The organism is Chryseobacterium sp. CCNWLW53, assembly GCF_037083525.1.
Taxonomy (GTDB): domain Bacteria; phylum Bacteroidota; class Bacteroidia; order Flavobacteriales; family Weeksellaceae; genus Chryseobacterium; species Chryseobacterium lathyri.
On record NZ_JBAOJR010000003.1, the window covers coordinates 748743 to 765632 of the forward strand.

Sequence of the window (16890 nt, forward strand, 5' to 3'; positions counted from 1 at the left end):
ATTTTAATCAACAGATTATTTTACAATGAATTTCAAAGCAGACTGGTCAAGCTTTAAAATATAAACACCCTGCTCAAGATTTTTGATCTTAATAGAGTTTCCGTTTTTAAAAGGACTGTTAATGGTCTCAAGCGTTTTTCCCTGAAGATTAACGATCTCTGCCTTTTTAATATTCCGGGTGTCACCTTGTACAAAAATTTCCTGTCCTGAAATTGGGTTAGGAGATATCTGAAGTTCCTGAACTGTGATTTCATTTGCTGAGACTTTTTGAGCCATTCTTGCAGTTCCTGAATAACACGTCCATTTAAGATCATCAATAGCCACTCTGTTGCTCGATGAGCTGTTAGTAAGGCTTACCGTAACATTCCCGGTGATATTGATATTATTGATGGTTGTAGTGGTAGCAGTGGCACTGTAAGGCACTGTTCCTACTGTTGTACCGTTTACTTTTACATCAAAAGTTCCGCTTGTTCCCGAAAACTTAAGCTGAGTTGTTACCGTCAGTGATCCGATACCGTTGGCCGAGCTTCCCGAAGTTAAAGAACCGTTTCTTACCGTAATAGTCTGGCCGTTGATGGTCTGGTCAGTTCTTGCATCTGTAGCCGTCCATGAAATACCGCTGCCCGTCCAGGTTCTTGTTAGATAAGAAGCACTGCTGGCGGTAGGAATTGTTCCGAATGTTTCATTGATGCATTCTGTTCCAGGAGTAGGAGTTCCGGGATCCGTGGTTCCAGGACTGGAGCCCCAGATCTGACCTACATAACTAGGATTGTCGATAAACGGGTTTCTATTCCCCTGAAAAGTATAAGAGGCGTTATTTCTATTAATTTCAGCTTGTGAAACAGGATCCTGAGCATGCCATGCCAGAAGAACATTCAGCTCCCAGGTCTGAAGCCCCGGGAATGTTGAGCTGCCCAACATATTTCCTGAAGAAAAAGAAGAAAGTTTGCTCTGATAGCGGGTTACAAAGTAAAAGATCATCCTTGCCACATCACCTTTAAACTCGTCAATCGGTTCAAAAACAGTTCCTGCATATCCTGAAGACGAAGAACTGCCCAGTTTTGAGCCGTTTTGAGAGGTAAATGTAGCTGAACCTACCTTTCCGAAAGGATAATTGCTTCTCATTCCGTTTACCTTTCCGTCGGTAGCCCGGATAAAATGAATGTCCGAAACCATAGGAGCAGCCTCACTGAATAAACTCTGTGGAACAATATGTTCCCTGTTATAGCAGTTACCCTCCGTAGAATATGTTCCGCATTGGTTCGTACCGGGGGTATATTTGTAAGGATCAGTCCCGGAAGGTCTTTCCGAATAAATATCCATGATAGAGCCATCATTTTCATAGTTCTTATCAATATCAGTCGTTTTATAACCTGTCCAGAGTCCGCTGTAGCCTTTGTCCTGGTGTCCGTTTGTGATGATAGAACTTAATTCCGTTTTTAACGCTGCACCACTCAGTCCGTTCGCTGAATTGTAGTATCCTGCAGGAGCCTGGGCATTGGCAAGCCCCGCTATTGCAGTAAATAAGATAATTTTTTTCATACAGATAAAATTTCTGTAAGAATACTATATTTTTGCGAATAAAAAATTACATTAGTGTTAATTTTAAGATGTAGCGCATGCAGTTTATGAAGACCAGAATTACTTCAAATGATTGTAGACTCATTTCAATGGCAGACGATTTATTTAAAGAGGGAATCTAACCGACCTAGGAAGATTCCAGTCTTGAACTTTTCGTTCTTTTGTTTCAAGACAAAAGAACAGGTAAAAAGAAATTTAATGATGTTGAAGCTTTCAGTTATTTTGGATGAAAAAAACCGGCACAGAAAAACTGCACCGGATTATATATAAAATTGATTTAAATATCTTACTTTCTCTGAGGAGGATAATTTTTCATAATCTCAGCCATGATCTCAGGAATCTGTTTCTGTTTAGCTCTTGGAGAATCCACGGAGATTCCGCTTCCGATACCCTGCCAAACCAGTTTATTGGTTTTAGAATCAATGAGGTCAACAATCAGTGCACCTTCATTATAATTGCTTGTCCATGTTCTGCTCATGCCAACACCCCATCCGAAAGGTCCGCCCCATCCCCACATTCCGTAAGGAGAACTATTGTTGATGTCCGTGATTTTTTTATGATTGGCCTTTACGTTAACGATCAGATCAGGATTTTCTCCCGACTGAAGTCCCTTGCTTTGAAGCTGTCTCGATAATTCGTTTAAAACTCTGTCTTTATCAATGTCATTCAGTTTCAGATCGTCAATTCTAATTTTGTAGGTCTTGTAAGTCGTAAAATTAGCTGTTTCAGCATAATCCGAACGTACCTGGAACGGGCTGCACGATGTAAGGCCTAATGCAGCCGATGCTAACAAAATAAAAATATATTTTTTCATTTTATTTATTTTTTTTATCGTTTTTAATGAATGTATCAGTCTTTTTATCGTACCCGTAAGGACAGTGTCTGCATCCGCTTTTACAGCAATATCCTCTTTTCAGATGGAATTTTTCCGTAAAAACCTTGTACCCCTGCTCATTATAGTAGAAGTCTTCACCTTCTTTGATGTCATATTGGGCCATAAGTTAAATCTCTAAGTCAAAAAACTTTATATTTGTTAGTATGATAATTATATGCCAAAAGCCATTAAAAAAATTAAAAATTAACGGCATTGCTCTCTTTCCCTTTATCTTCATTAGGAAACCCGAAGATAAGGAAAATAAAGTACTTATCAATCACGAAAAAATCCATTTGAGACAGCAGTTGGAAATGCTTATTATTTTCTTTTATGTTTTTTATGTCATCGAATATTATTACTGGTTTTTTAAACTGAAAGATGGCTTTCTTGCTTATAAAAGAATCTCATTTGAAAAGGAAGCATATGCAAATGAAAGCAATCTGAATTACCTGAAAACAAGAAAAATCTGGAATTTCAGGAAGTATTTGTAGTTAATGTAAAATGTAAAATGTAAAATGTAAAATGTAAAATGTAAAATGTAAAATGTTTACCTTAAAATTCAATAGGGATGAGCTTTAGCTTGCCTTCAAAAAATAAACTGCCTTTACCCGGCTTTAGCCAAAACCTAAAATTAAAGCACAAATTTCACAAATATTCCCACAAATAATCACAAAAGCAACTTATAAATAAACAGTCTATCATCTGTGAAAATCTGTGTCATCTGTAGTCAAAAAAATAGGCATAAATTTTTCTGTGCTCTTTAAATGTAAAAAACAAAATGATTCATGTTGTTATAAATCATACAAAGCAATCTTTTACTAATTTTGCAGATAATAGTTAAACAACAGAAATGCTATTAAAACCTCCGGCAGAGCCTATTCCCATTCAGGAAATACCTATTTATAAAAATGTAAAGCTCTTTATAAAAAGGGAAGACCTTATCCATCCTCAAATCTCAGGAAATAAATACTGGAAGCTTTTTTACAATATCAACAGCTACCTGGAAAGAAATCCTGAAAATCCCTATATCATCACTTTTGGAGGAGCATTTTCCAATCATATTGCTGCCGTTTCTGCTGCAGGGAACCTGTCCGGAATTCCTACGTTGGGAATAATACGAGGGGAAGAACTACAAAATAAATGGAGGGATAATCCTACACTTCTTTTAGCAAAAAGAAACGGGATGAACCTGAAATTTGTAACCCGGGAAGAGTACAGACATAAAGAAAAATTAACCGAATTTCTGCATAAAGAATTCCCCGACGCTTTAATTGTTCCGGAAGGCGGTACCAATAAAGATGCTGTAGAAGGCGTTAAAATGATGCTCAATGACCAAACAAAAGATTTTGACTATCTTTGCACCGCGGTTGGAACCGGAGGTACAGTTGCGGGAATGACAAAGTTTTGTGAAGAAGATCAGAAAGTTATAGGATTTAATGTCGTTGACGATGCTTCACTGGAGAATAAAATTTTAGAATTAACCTCAAGACAGAATTTTAATCTAATAGATTCATGTTTTGGGGGTTATGGTAAAATAAAAGATGAAAACATCCGTTTTATCAATGATTTTAAAGAGAAGTACGGCATTCCTTTGGAGCCGGTGTATACAGGAAAAATGATGCAGAAAGTTTTCGAACTGATTGATGACGGATATTTTCCTGAGAACAGCAGGATCTTGTGCTTTCATACCGGCGGACTGCAGGGTATTGAAGGAGCCAATCTGCTTTTGGAAAAACAGAATAGAAATTTAATTATATAAGTAAAAATTGAAAAACATGAAAAGACTTTTCTCAATCATAAGCCTTTTAGTTTTATCAACATTCTCAGCCCAAACTTGGGCGACTGAAGACCAGTACATTCAAAAATTTGCGAAATATGCAGTAGAAGAAATGGAAAAATATAAAATTCCGGCTTCTATTACATTGGCTCAAGGTCTCTTAGAGACTGGAGGCGGACAGAGCAGACTGGCTCAGGAAGGTAAAAATCACTTCGGAATAAAATGTAAGGAAGACTGGACAGGAAAAACCATGAGGCATACCGATGATGCTCCCAATGAATGTTTCAGGGTTTATGACGATCCCAGACAGTCTTATGAAGACCATTCCATATTTTTATCCACAAGAAAATATTACACCAATCTTTTCAATCTGGATATGAAAGATTACAAAGCGTGGGCACATGGACTTAAAAAAGCAGGCTATGCAACTAATCCCCGCTACGCTTCAATTTTAATCGGTAAAATTGAAAGATACAGACTTTACGAGTATGACGATACCAACTCCAGAGAAGTGCTGTATGCCGTTCTTAAAATGTATCCGGACCTGAAAGACGACAGAACATTCATGGCCCAGCTGGAACCTTCAAAAATGACAGTGAAGAAAGCTAAAGATCCTGTTACAGTAGAAGTTCCTTATAAACAAACCTCGTATGCCCAGCAGCAGAAAAGAGTTGAAAAGATCAAAACAAAAGCTGAAATTTTAAATTCAATTCTTATCAAAAGCCATCCGAATGAGGGCTTAAAATACATTGTCATTCCCGAAGATACTAACGTTAAATTCATTGCAGACAAATTCAAGGTAAGCGAAAGCAGACTGATTAAGTGGAATGAGCTTAATAGTGATGTTTTAAAGAAAAATGATATCGTATTTCTTGAATCTAAAAATTCTGCGGGAAATACAGCCATTTATAAAGCTGAATCTGGTGAGGATATGCATGATATTGCTCAAAAATTCGGAATCAAATTAAATAAATTATATGCAAAAAACAGAATGGACGAAGGACAGAAACCGTCTGCCGGTCAGCTGATTTATTTAATTGATAAAAAACCCAGAAACTAATTTTTGTTGCCGGTTTCTCATTGCCAGCTGCTATCTGACTGTCGATTATAAGCCATCAACGTTCAACTAAAATATGAAATACCAAAGAAGTTCAGCTTTATTCGATGAAGCATACCAATACATTCCGGGAGGTGTAAATTCTCCGGTACGTGCATTCAAATCAGTAGGAGGTGTTCCTGTATTTATGAAATCTGCAAAAGGCGCCTACCTTACCGATGCAGATGATAATACATACATCGATTACATCAATTCATGGGGTCCTGCGATTTTAGGACACACCCATCCTGAAGTGCTTGAAGAGCTGAAAATACAGGCTGAAAAAGGCTTTTCTTTCGGAGCACCTACAGAGCTGGAAACAGAAATTGCCAAATTCATCGTAGAAAATGTTCCTAATATCGACCAGATCAGAATGGTATCTTCAGGTACAGAAGCCTGTATGAGTGCCGTAAGACTGGCAAGAGGTTTTACAAAAAGAGACAAGATCGTTAAATTTGAAGGTTGCTACCATGGCCATTCAGATTCATTTCTGATCAAGGCAGGAAGCGGTGCAGCTACTTTCGGAAACCCCAATTCTCCGGGAGTAACGGAAGGAACAGCTAAAGATACTCTTCTGGCCCGTTATAACGATTTTGAGCAGGTAGAAGATCTGTTCCGTCACAACCAGGGTCAAATTGCTGCCGTTATCATTGAACCGGTTGCCGGAAACATGGGCTGTGTGCTTCCTGAAAATAATTTCCTTCAGAACTTGAGAAGGATCTGTGATGAAAACGGAGCTTTATTGATTTTTGATGAAGTGATGACCGGTTTCAGGCTGGCTTTCGGAGGAGCGCAGGAGCTGTACAATGTAAAAGCCGACCTGGTTACTTACGGAAAAGTAATTGGTGGAGGCCTTCCGGTAGGAGCTTTTGCAGGAAGAAACGAAATTATGGATCATCTGGCCCCGAAAGGAGGTGTTTATCAGGCCGGAACCTTAAGTGGAAATCCACTGGCAATGAGAGCCGGACTGAAAACTTTACAGCTTATCAAAAATGATCCGGAATTTTTTAGCAGAATCAATAAAACTGCAGAAACATTGGATTTCGGAATCGGGAAAATTTTAAATGAAAAAGGAATTCCTCACAAAATTAACAGAAAAGGATCCATGATGTCTGTGTTTTTCCATACGAACAGGGTTTCCAATTTTGATGAGGCAGAGGCTTCCAACCATTCTCTGTTCAATAATTTCTTTCACCAGATGCTGAAGAACGGAATATATCTTCCGCCAAGTGGGTATGAAACATATTTTATCAGTGATGCCATCAAGGATAAAGAAATTGACATGACACTGGAAGCCGTAAGAAAATTTGAATATTCTTCTTAAGGGTTAAAAAATAAATTATAAAAAGACTGGGTTTTAGAATCCGGCCTTTTTTATATCCACCAGAAAAGTATTAAGTATTTAGAAACGACATAGGAAGTGGAGGCGTTAAGAAAATGATTTCTATGAACGTTAAAAAAATTCTACTGTTTAAGTGCGGGACAAATCTTGATTCTAAACATAGATAGTAACCGCACGAGTTTTAGAATTTTTAGAGAATAGAATTCATTTTTAGCCGAGAATTCCAGTCTTGAATTTTTGTTTCTTTTGTTTCAAGACAAAAGAAATTAAGCCATCCAATAAATCATACAGATATTGTAATAAACCATACACCTTGATCATTCGCGTTCTTTCTACTTTTGTATAAATAGTTTGGAATGAAGACCTCTGACAATTCGATATCCCGTAAAGATTTTATAAGAAATTCAGCGCTGGCCGCCGCCGGGCTTACTTTAATACCTAATATTATGGCAGCATCACCATTTTTTGATGATCAGAATGTTTCAGGAAAAGGAAAATTAAGCCTTAAAAATGTCCGTCTGGAAACCGGTTTTGAGTATGAAGAAGGAGAGGTTGTTTCTACTAAAACCGATCTGTTTTATATTGAAATCGAAAACGGAAAAATCAAAAATATAGCTCCGAACCAGCCGAATGCAAAAGCTGTTGATGCCAAAGAAATGCTGATGCTTCCTGCGTTTAAGGATATGCATATTCATCTGGATAAAACGTTTTACGGCAATAAATGGCAGGCGGCCAGAAAAAGAACGGGCGGTGTAAAAGGAATGATCGCGCTCGAGCAGAAAATGCTTCCCAAAATGCTGAAAAACTCAACGTTCAAAGCAGAAAGGATGATTGAACTGTTGCAGTCAAAGGGAACATCTTTTGCGAGAAGTCATGTTAATATTGAGCCTACTTCAAAACTGGACTCATTAAAGAACCTTCAAAAGGCTTTGGAAAATAAAAAGAAAGGTTTTGGAGCCGAACTGGTTGCTTTTCCTCAGCATGGTGTCTTTTATACGGATTCGGTGCCTTATCTTAAAGAAGCGGCCCGGATGGATATTGATTTTATCGGTGGAGTAGATCCGTTTACGATTGATGGAGCTATTGAAAAAACAATTGATTTTACCGTTCAGTTGGCTTTAGATCATAAAAAAGGAATTGATATCCACCTTCATGAATCTGGTGAGTCCGGGTTGAATACGGCAGAGTACCTTATTAAAAAAGTCAATGAGAATCCTTCCCTGAAAGGAAAAACCTATCTGAGCCACTGTTTTGTTTTAGCAAAATTGGACAAAGTAAAACAGGAAGAAACAGCAGAAAAACTGGCTGAGGCCCAAATCGGAATTGTTTCCACCATCCCTTTTGGGAGTCTTGTAATGCCGATTCCTACTCTGTACAAACATAATGTAACCGTCCTGACAGGTAATGACAGTATTGTGGACCACTGGAATACTTTTGGGACCGGAAGTGTACTTCAGAAAGCCAATCTGATGGCTCAGCTGTACGGATATTCTACGGAGTTTTTATTATCAAGAAGCCTGAAACTGGCAACAGCGAATGTCCTCCCGCTGGATGATAAAGGAATTCAGCAATGGCCAAAAGCCGGAGATCAGGCAGATTTTGTCCTGATAAATGCAAGCTGCTCGGCAGAAGCGGTTTCAAGAATTTCAGAGGTGAAATCTTTAGTTCATCAGGGAAATACAGTTTATTAAAATGATCTTTTCTTCTACGAAAATAATAAAACCATGAAGATTCATTCCGTTTTTAAGAATACTAAGTAGAGCTTAACTTTCCTTATTTACTTCATTTATCTTAATGTCTTAAAAATTATTCTGCTCTGTAGGAAATTAAAAATATTGAAAATCCATATAGTAGCTTTTTATGGTTAAAAGCAATCATATCTGTTTAAAAATGAAAATATCTCCATCCGTTCAGGTTTCTCACATAAATTTTACTAATTTTAAGAGAAAATCAGAGTACGTGGGGCATCATACCGATCATTTTCCAATCCTGGGAATTCAGGAGTTCAGCGAAAATCAGCTTCAGGGCTGTCATCTGCTGTTCAATGAACTGCACGGGGAACGTTCTATTGATGAACCTCACAAGCATGATTTTTTTATCATTAATCTTTTTGAGCATGGAAAAGGGACTCATACCATTGATTTCACAGAATATGAAGTAGAAAATTGCCAGATCCATCTTGTTTTTCCGGATCAGGTACATCAATGGGTGATTGAGAAGGAAACTGTGGGCTATCAACTGATGATCAGCAGAGACTGGTTTGAGAGTTTTCTGCCTTCGCTGAGGTTTTCTGCTTCGTATTACCAGAATCATCCGGTCATTAATCTTTCCAAAGAAGCCTTTCAGACTTTTCTGTATGAATTTCAGGCTATCCGGAAAGAAGTAAATGAAAAGAATGTTTTTTGGGAAGTCATTCAGAAACGGAGCGAGCTCATCGGGCTGTTGGTTAGTAAATCGGTGAAGGGGACTTTTAAAGATTTTGAAATGTATCATTCCAATCCTATTATTTCCAAGTTTCTACATCTTATTGATGAACATTTCAGAACGGAAAGATCGGTTTCTTTTTACGCGGAAAAGCTTAATATTTCGGCCAATTATTTAAATATTGTCTGCAAAAAAAATCTGAATGCTTCTGCTTCCTCCCTCATCCAGGACAGGATTCTGTTGGAAGCAAAACGCCTTTTAAAAGTATCGGAAATGTCTGTAAAAGATATTTTGTACGATCTCGGTTTTTATGATCATGCCAGTTTTTCCAAATTTTTCAAAGCACAGACGGGAATGACTCCGTCACAGTTCAAATAATAATCTGTACAACACAAAGCATAATTGATACACCGGTTTTGCAACGGGGTGGTCGTAGCTTTGTCCTGTTAAAAAAGATAAGTCATGCAGTTTCCCTATCAATTGGCCGCAAAAGGAACCTATTCACTCAAAAATGTCCGTCTCGAAACGGGATTTGAATATGATGATGAAGAAGTAATCAGGACGAAAACCGGTCTTTTCAGTATTGAAATAGAAGACGGAAAGATCAAATCCATAAAACCGAATGATCCTGCTTCTGATGCTTTGGATGGTAAAGGTTTTCTGATGCTTCCTGCCTTCAGAGATATGCATATTCATCTGGACAAGACATTATACGGACTTCCGTGGCAGGCACTTTCACCGAAACGGAGAACGGTGAAGGATATGATTGCCTATGAGCAGGAAATTATCCCTGAACTTTTAAAAACTTCTGTGGAGAGAGCAGAGCAGCTGATCAGCCTGCTTCAGCATTACGGGACTCATTTTGCAAGAGCCCATTTTAATATTGATTCTACTTCTGGTTTGCACTCACTTGAGAATCTGGAAAAAGCATTAGAACATAAAAAAGATTCTTTTAAAGCTGAACTTGTTGCTTTCCCGCAGCATGGCCTGTATTATACAGATACGCTTCCTTTGATGAAAGAAGCGGCACAGCTGAAAAGTGTAGGTTTTATCGGAGGTCTTGATCCGTTAAGTATTGACGGGAATATTGAAAAAGTAATTGATTTCACAATACAACTGGCTTTAGACCATAAAAAAGGAATTGATATCCACCTGCATGAAGTAGGAGAGTCCGGGATGAAGACCATCAATTATCTTATCGATAAAGCTATTGAAAATCCACAGCTTCAGGGAAAAACATTTGTAAGTCACGCCTTTGCTTTAGCCCACCTTTCACCAAAAGAAACGGAAAAGATTGCAGAAAGACTGGCTGAAGGAAAAGTGGGAATTGCCTCTTCTGTACCCTTTAGAGGAACGGTAATGCCCATTCCAATGCTGAAAAAGTATGGAGTGAAGGTTGTGATCGGAAATGATAATGTGCAGGATTACTGGAGTACCTTCGGATCAGGAAATATGCTTCAGAAAGCGAATCTGATTGCGGAACTGTACGGATATGAAACCGAATTTGAATTGTCAAGAACACTTCAGTTTGCAACTCAAAGTATTCTTCCGCTGGATGAAAAAGGAAAACAGCAATGGCCCAAACCAGGCGACGATGCATCCGTTGTATTTACTGATGCCTCATGTTCTGCAGAATCTGTTTCCAGAATATCCAAAATAGAAGCCCTGATGAATGACGGGAACTTATTTTGGAGACATTAAATATATTTTTTAATATACTTGTTTTTTGTAATAAAGCCATTGGATTTTCTGATGGCTTTTCTTTGATTTATTTGAACAATCAAAAGCCACCAGAAAGAATTCTGATGGCCTTTAGATTTGATATGAAGAAACTAGTTACTTATTATTGTAATCCTGCTAAAAGGTTTACTCCGTCTACAGTAGCCCAAGCTCCAGGAGTTAGAGACACTTTGGTAACGGTAGCGGTGTTCGTGAAAGTTTTTCCACCGTTTGGAGTGAATGCATATCCCCAAACCCCAGCATTGTCAGAGTTTAAGTAAGTAAGAGGTGCAACCACCACTTTCCCTGTGTTTACTTGGCTTGTTTCTGTAGCTGCATCTTGGATCAGTACGCTGTACGCTTTCTGAGTTCCAACATTTTTATACCCGCTGATATAAACGTTTGAGAAAATTCCTGTTCCCTGCTTTTTAAACTGGATAGCAGTAATTTCAGGAGAGTTGGCTGTTTCCGGAAGCGTATTCGCATCTCTGATCAGGGTGATGTTTGATATTTTTGGTGCTACATTGTCAGCATTACCAGAAGCTTCAATCTCCATTCCGAAGTTACCGGTACCTGTCTGGAAAGCATACCAGTTGGTATTGTTCTGCCCGCTCCATGCATCCTGCCAGTCAAAAGAATCATCATAGTTTCCATAAGAAACGATATTCTTGGCACTTACAGTACCTCCAAAGAATTCATAACCGTCATCTGTTCCTTTATACGTTACAAGGTTCTCCAAAGTAGTACCTGCTCCTACAGCGTAGAACGTCATAGAGTTGGTTTCAGAAGTACCATCACCAATTTTTTTACCGGCATATTCCACTCTTACAAACTTCATAGTTCCTGAGTTTGAATTGGCATCAGTTCCTCCGTAGTAAACATTGTTTCCGTCCTCAGAAAGAGCCTGAGTATTTCCGTTTACAGCTTTGATAGGAGCTCTTCCGTAAATCGTGATACCACCCCAGTCACCAGGAGTTTTAGTAGAAGTTGTGAATACAATTGGTTCAGCAGCTGTACCTACAGCATTGATCTTTCCGTCCTGAAGAATTACCAAACCACTTGTTTTGGAAGTTACTACATTGAAAGTAGCTCCTGCCTCAATAGTAATTGTAGCGTTATTCGTAATTTTTACAATTCCGTCTAATGTATAGTTTCCTTTTTTAATAAGGATATCTTTTGAAATAGTCCCTGATAATGTTCCGCTTCCGCTTAATACACTTTCAGTAGTTCCCGGAGTAGTAACTGTAGTACCGTCTCCTAGGCCATCATTTACCTCGATAGTACATGAATTTAAGGCTAATGTTAACACGGCTGTTAACGATAATAATGATAAAACTCTTCTTTTCATTTTTATACTTTATTTTATTTTTTATTAAATTATTTTTAGAATGTATACCCTACGGTAAGGTTGAAGGTAGTTCCTCTGTAGTAGTTTGTAAGTGTGTTATTACCCTGTTCAAAATTAGTAGGGAGATAATTTTTGTCACCAATTAAGATTTTATATTTGCTGTCTAAAATATTTTGTACGGCAAATTTCACATTCCAGTTTTTCGTTAATTGTCCCTGGTATACAAAATCAACCTGGTTGAATGGCTTTTCATAGTAGTTGTCGGTACCGGCACCTCCTGTTGCATAGATTTTGCTTCCTGATACATTGTAAACCAAAGAGAATGTATGGGCTAAGTTGTTACGGTCTTTCAGTTCATATTTCAAATCAGCATTGATGGTATAAGGAGAAGCTCCCTGTAAACCTCTTTTGCGTAATGTCTCTCCAGTAATATCAAACCAGTCAGGTCTTTCCATATTTAACTGATCCTGGCTTCTTTCTACGTCCGAATGCATAATAGTGGCATTAGCTCCTAAAGTAAAGCTTCTTAAAGCATCAGATATTCTGCCTAAACTGAAGATCCCTTCTAATTCTATCCCGAATAAATCTGCTTTTTTTGCATTGAAGAAAGTAATGGTAGAACCTGTTGCATTTCCTGAAGCTACCAACGAACGCTCAATGGCATTGTCAATTCTTTTCGCAAATAGATTTACAGCAAACATTTCTTTATTGGTTGGAAAATATTCCCACTTCAAATCGAAATTGTAATTTTCACTGTTTTTAATTTCAGGATTACCAACAATATTTACGTTATCCGGGTTAATATAGGTAATAGGCATTGTCTCAATAAGGATAGGGCGCGTAACGGTCTTACTGAAAGAGAACCTTAAATTGTTTTTATTGTTAAGAGCTTTTTTTACCGATAATGAAGGTAAGAAGAAGTCTTTGTTTTTATCCAGGTTGATTTTATTGTCAGCACTTTGGTCAGAATAACGGATCAGGGTCATGTCATTCTCATATCTTGCACCTAATAAGATATCCCAAGAATCATTAGGTTTTAAATTAACGTTGGCATACCCTCCGTTGATAATCTGGTAGAAGCTTGAGTAGAATTGTGAAACGTCAGAACCTTCCTGGTAATATAGATCTCCATTTCTAAGAGAAGCATTAAAAACGTCCTGAGGAGTATCAATATTGATCACAAAAGGAGCTGAAGAATTAGCTGTACGCCCGAAGATAAATCGGTAAGAAGTTTTTCTGAAGTCAGAGAACCCGTTATACCCTAATGCAATCTGAATAGGAAAATCTTTTCTGTCTCCTTTTTCTCCTAAAGACAATTGATATTCCGCAAAAGCTGAACCATAGAACCTGGAATCTACATCTAAATACTGACGGATAATGTTATTTCCTCCATAACGCATGGCGATATTTCCGTCAGAAAGAGTTGCTCCTGTAGTAGGATCAATACGGTTACCCTCTATAATTTTTCTGTCCGGCTGCTGATAATTATTGATTACATAACTGGCTCCGGCTTTGATTTGATGTCTTTCATTTATTTTCTGAGAAGCAGTTAACTGTAAATCTAAAAATCTTGAAACATCTAATTGATTAGTTCTAAAGAAAGTGGTTTTGTTAAGAACCTGTCCGTCTTTATAACCATAATTGTCTTCTATGATATTATTGACATTCTGTAAGTAAATAGCGTTTAGATTAACATTGGTTCCTTTATTTTTATATCCTAAACCTAATAAAACCGAAGATTCTATCTCGTAATTATACTGTTTACGATTAAGAAAGTTCATGTTTTCGATGAATGAACCTTTTCCCTGTCCTTTGAACTGGTTATTATCACCATCCTTATATTCAAATTTGCTACCCTGGTTTAAAGAGAATAAAATTCCTAAATTTCCAGTCTCACCCATTTTCACTTTTTGGGCGGTTGTAAATCCAATGCTTGTATTTGGCATTGATTTTACATTGTCCACATTCCATGAATCTTTGAATGAATTTAAAGCCTGATCAGGCGTAAATTTATAGTTATCCGGTCTTGCATTTCTGATTTCGTCAGGAAGCCTTCTGTCTCTGGAGTTCAATCCCAAATACCCGTTCATTCCGTCTGCACCTTCAGCTACTTTAAAGTTATTTCTGAATGTACTTAAAGTATTTACCCCTACACTGAATTCTATCTTCGTAAAAGGCTTGTCGATCGTTAGTGTTTCAATATCAAAAGTTGCTCCTGCAAAATCTCCGTAAAGGTTGGAGTTGAAGGTTTTATAAATATTTAATTTTCCTACCACATCTGTTGGGAACTGCTTCAGGGCAATAATCTTTTGGAATGGGTTGTTGGAAGGTGATCCAAGACCGTTGATCAATAAATAATTGTATCGTTCCTCAAGACCCCTTACGAAAAGACCTCTTCCTTCTACTGTAGTGATTCCCGTTACTTTCGTAAGTCCCTGTTCCACGTTGGAGATCCCTTTTCTGGAAATCTCTTCAGCACTTACAGCCTGCTTTTGAATAACCGCTTTTTTTTGTTCTCCTAATACAGCAGTTTCAGTTTTCTTGTTGCTGCTTCCCTGGATTACTACGCCATCAATTTTTTTCTCCTTAATGATCGTGTCCTGCTTCGTTTCCTGAGCGTAAAACATGGATCCGGATAAAAATATGACTGCAATGCTAAGTTTATTAATTTTCATTATTTTACCTACTTTATTACTAGATTCTTTCGGTGCAAAGGAATAAAAGATTAGTGGGGTAAATGGTTTAGGTTGTTTTAATTTTTTTTTAACTAAACATTAATAAAAGCAGGTTATTGTTAACTTTATATGAACGATAATAGATTTGTTCATCTGTGCTTTAAAATTTATTAACTTTGACTCTGTAAAAATTGAAAATGAACCAAAAGAAAATACTCTTAATAGACGACGAACTGGATATTTTAGAGATTCTGTCTTACAACCTGGAAAAAGAAGGCTATAATATCTATACAGCCACAAACGGTAACGAAGGAATAGATAAAGCCAAAGAGATCATTCCCGATCTTATTCTGTTAGATGTTATGATGCCCGAAAAAGATGGTATCGAAACCTGCCAGGAACTCCGTAAAGTAAAAGAGCTGCAGAAAACACTTATTGTCTTTCTTTCTGCAAGAAGCGAAGAATTCTCTCAGTTGGCAGGATTTCAGGCCGGAGCCAATGACTACATCGTAAAGCTGATCAAGCCGAAAATTCTGATTTCTAAAGTGAATGCTTTATTGAAGCTGACTTCTCAGGTTTCTGATAATGCTAAACTGATTGAAATTGGTGATTTAGTGATCGACAAAGACAATTTCAGAGTTTCCAAAAGCGGACAGCAGTTCCTTCTTCCTAAAAAAGAGTTTGATTTGCTTTATCTTCTTGCTTCAAATACTGAAAAAGTATTTAAGAGAGAAGAAATTCTGGAAAAAGTATGGGGCAATGATGTGATCGTAGGAGAAAGAACAATTGACGTCCACATCAGAAGACTGAGAGAAAAACTGGGAATTAATACCATCCAGACATTAAAAGGAATCGGGTATAAGCTTATCGTTTAATACTTTAAATTCCTACCTTTACATAAACCTATAAAAACTTGTAAAATTGAAATTTTACAGACTTACACTCGTCGCCTCGTGTCTTCTGACACTGGTGATGTTTCTTTTAGTGATCATCTTTGATTCACTGAAGGATATCTATTACCAGACACCTTTTTTTAAGATTGGCCTTTTTACCTGCCTCATCCTCATTTTTATGATCAATTATGTGGTCCTCGAGCTTCTTTTCAATTATTACGGGAAAAAGCAGGTTCGCGGTCTTTCACAAATGCTTCCGCAGGAAATTGTTCATGACAATAACGAGAATATTACCATTAAAGAACTGGGTGAGAGGTTTTCCGATCTTAACCAGCAGCAGATAACGGAAATCGATATGATGAAGGAAATGGAAAGCTACCGTAAAGAATATATCGGAAATGTTTCCCATGAGCTTAAAACACCGCTGTTTTCCATTCAGGGATATGTAGAGACCCTCAGAGACGGAGGTGTTGACAATCTTACCATCCGCGATAAATATCTGGAAAGGATAGATAAATCCGTAGAAAGGCTGATCGCAATCGTTACAGACCTGGATATGATCAACCGCCTTGAGGCAGGAGAAATCAGTATTACGGTATCAAGATTTGATGTTAACCTTCTGATCAAAGAAATTTTTGAGCTTCTTGAATTTGAAGCAGAAAAACATAATGCCACCCTGCAGATCCAGACCCTTCATCCACAGATTTTTGTAGATGCCGATAAGCAGAAAATTTCACAGGTTTTCATTAACCTGATTTCCAATGCCATTCATTATGCCAACAGGCAGGAAGCAAAAGTAGCCGTAAAAACCAGTGTTCTTAAAAATAAGGTACTGATTGAGGTGATCGACAACGGAATGGGAATTAAAGCTGAAGCTCTTCCGAGAATCTTTGAAAGATTTTACCGTGTCGAAACCAGCAGAAGTAGGAGAGAAGGTGGTTCCGGCCTTGGGCTGGCTATTGTAAAGCATATTCTGGAAGCCCATAACGAAAATATTACCGTAGAAAGTGTCTATCTTGAAGGCACTAAATTCAGTTTCATGCTTGAAAAAAGCAAATAATTCTGGTAAAATGTAAGAAAAAAAAATATTTTAAAAAATCCTGAAATATTTTTTTGTCACATGTCATTTATTATATATTTGCAACAGAGATTTATCATAAT

General features: G+C 37.6%; 14 protein-coding genes. 9 read left to right on the forward strand and 5 right to left on the reverse strand.

Annotated elements, in window-relative coordinates:
* Positions 1 to 15 precede the first annotated feature (15 nt).
* From V6R96_RS12565 to V6R96_RS12575, 3 genes are all read right to left on the reverse strand, one after another.
* The gene (locus V6R96_RS12565; protein WP_336378759.1) at positions 16 to 1542 is read right to left on the reverse strand and encodes an endonuclease; all 1527 of its coding nucleotides are present in this window, start codon (positions 1540 to 1542) and stop codon (positions 16 to 18) included.
* A gap of 325 nt (positions 1543 to 1867) precedes the next feature.
* Complete coding sequence (locus tag V6R96_RS12570) at positions 1868 to 2395, reverse strand: DUF4136 domain-containing protein (protein WP_111956827.1); 528 nt, start codon at positions 2393 to 2395, stop codon at positions 1868 to 1870.
* 1 nt (position 2396) lies between these two features.
* Positions 2397 to 2579 carry a DUF5522 domain-containing protein gene (locus V6R96_RS12575; RefSeq protein ID WP_048502239.1) on the reverse strand — a complete coding sequence of 61 codons (183 nt, stop codon included), beginning with the start codon at positions 2577 to 2579 and terminating at the stop codon, positions 2397 to 2399.
* A gap of 40 nt (positions 2580 to 2619) precedes the next feature.
* Here V6R96_RS12575 and V6R96_RS12580 point away from each other — a divergent pair, with 40 nt between their 5' ends.
* The 7 genes from V6R96_RS12580 (at position 2620) to V6R96_RS12610 (ending at position 10795) form a co-directional block, all read left to right on the forward strand.
* On the forward strand, positions 2620 to 2946 hold the full coding sequence (locus V6R96_RS12580) for a hypothetical protein (protein ID WP_223559932.1): 327 nt from the start codon (positions 2620 to 2622) through the stop codon (positions 2944 to 2946).
* A gap of 359 nt (positions 2947 to 3305) precedes the next feature.
* Positions 3306 to 4214 carry a pyridoxal-phosphate dependent enzyme gene (locus tag V6R96_RS12585; protein WP_336378758.1) on the forward strand — a complete coding sequence of 303 codons (909 nt, stop codon included), beginning with the start codon at positions 3306 to 3308 and terminating at the stop codon, positions 4212 to 4214.
* Positions 4215 to 4230: 16 nt separating this feature from the next.
* A complete protein-coding gene (locus tag V6R96_RS12590) occupies positions 4231 to 5292 on the forward strand; it encodes a glucosaminidase domain-containing protein (RefSeq protein WP_111956833.1) in 1062 nt (353 codons plus the stop codon).
* Between the two features lie 73 nt (positions 5293 to 5365).
* Entirely contained in the window at positions 5366 to 6652 is a 1287-nt protein-coding gene (hemL, locus tag V6R96_RS12595; RefSeq protein WP_111956835.1) for a glutamate-1-semialdehyde 2,1-aminomutase, read from the forward strand.
* A 374-nt stretch (positions 6653 to 7026) separates the two neighbouring features.
* The gene (locus V6R96_RS12600) at positions 7027 to 8361 is read left to right on the forward strand and encodes an amidohydrolase (RefSeq protein ID WP_336378757.1); all 1335 of its coding nucleotides are present in this window, start codon (positions 7027 to 7029) and stop codon (positions 8359 to 8361) included.
* Positions 8362 to 8560: 199 nt separating this feature from the next.
* Positions 8561 to 9472: a helix-turn-helix transcriptional regulator gene (locus V6R96_RS12605; RefSeq protein ID WP_336378756.1), complete on the forward strand. Its 912-nt coding sequence runs from the start codon at positions 8561 to 8563 to the stop codon at positions 9470 to 9472.
* Positions 9473 to 9556: 84 nt separating this feature from the next.
* Positions 9557 to 10795, forward strand: coding sequence for an amidohydrolase (locus tag V6R96_RS12610; protein WP_336378755.1), 1239 nt, complete (start codon positions 9557 to 9559; stop codon positions 10793 to 10795).
* A gap of 142 nt (positions 10796 to 10937) precedes the next feature.
* On the opposite strand, the gene V6R96_RS12615 is transcribed toward V6R96_RS12610, so the two are convergent.
* Both V6R96_RS12615 and V6R96_RS12620 read right to left on the reverse strand, forming a co-directional pair.
* A complete protein-coding gene (locus tag V6R96_RS12615) occupies positions 10938 to 12161 on the reverse strand; it encodes a hypothetical protein (protein ID WP_336378754.1) in 1224 nt (407 codons plus the stop codon).
* 35 nt (positions 12162 to 12196) lie between these two features.
* Positions 12197 to 14836, reverse strand: coding sequence for a TonB-dependent receptor plug domain-containing protein (locus V6R96_RS12620; protein ID WP_336378753.1), 2640 nt, complete (start codon positions 14834 to 14836; stop codon positions 12197 to 12199).
* A 197-nt stretch (positions 14837 to 15033) separates the two neighbouring features.
* On the opposite strand from V6R96_RS12620, the gene V6R96_RS12625 reads away from it, so the two are divergent.
* Positions 15034 to 15711, forward strand: a complete 678-nt coding sequence (locus V6R96_RS12625) for a response regulator transcription factor (protein WP_336378752.1) — start codon at positions 15034 to 15036, stop codon at positions 15709 to 15711.
* Positions 15712 to 15757: 46 nt separating this feature from the next.
* Positions 15758 to 16789, forward strand: a complete 1032-nt coding sequence (locus tag V6R96_RS12630) for a cell wall metabolism sensor histidine kinase WalK (protein ID WP_111956847.1) — start codon at positions 15758 to 15760, stop codon at positions 16787 to 16789.
* Positions 16790 to 16890: the final 101 nt, after the last annotated feature.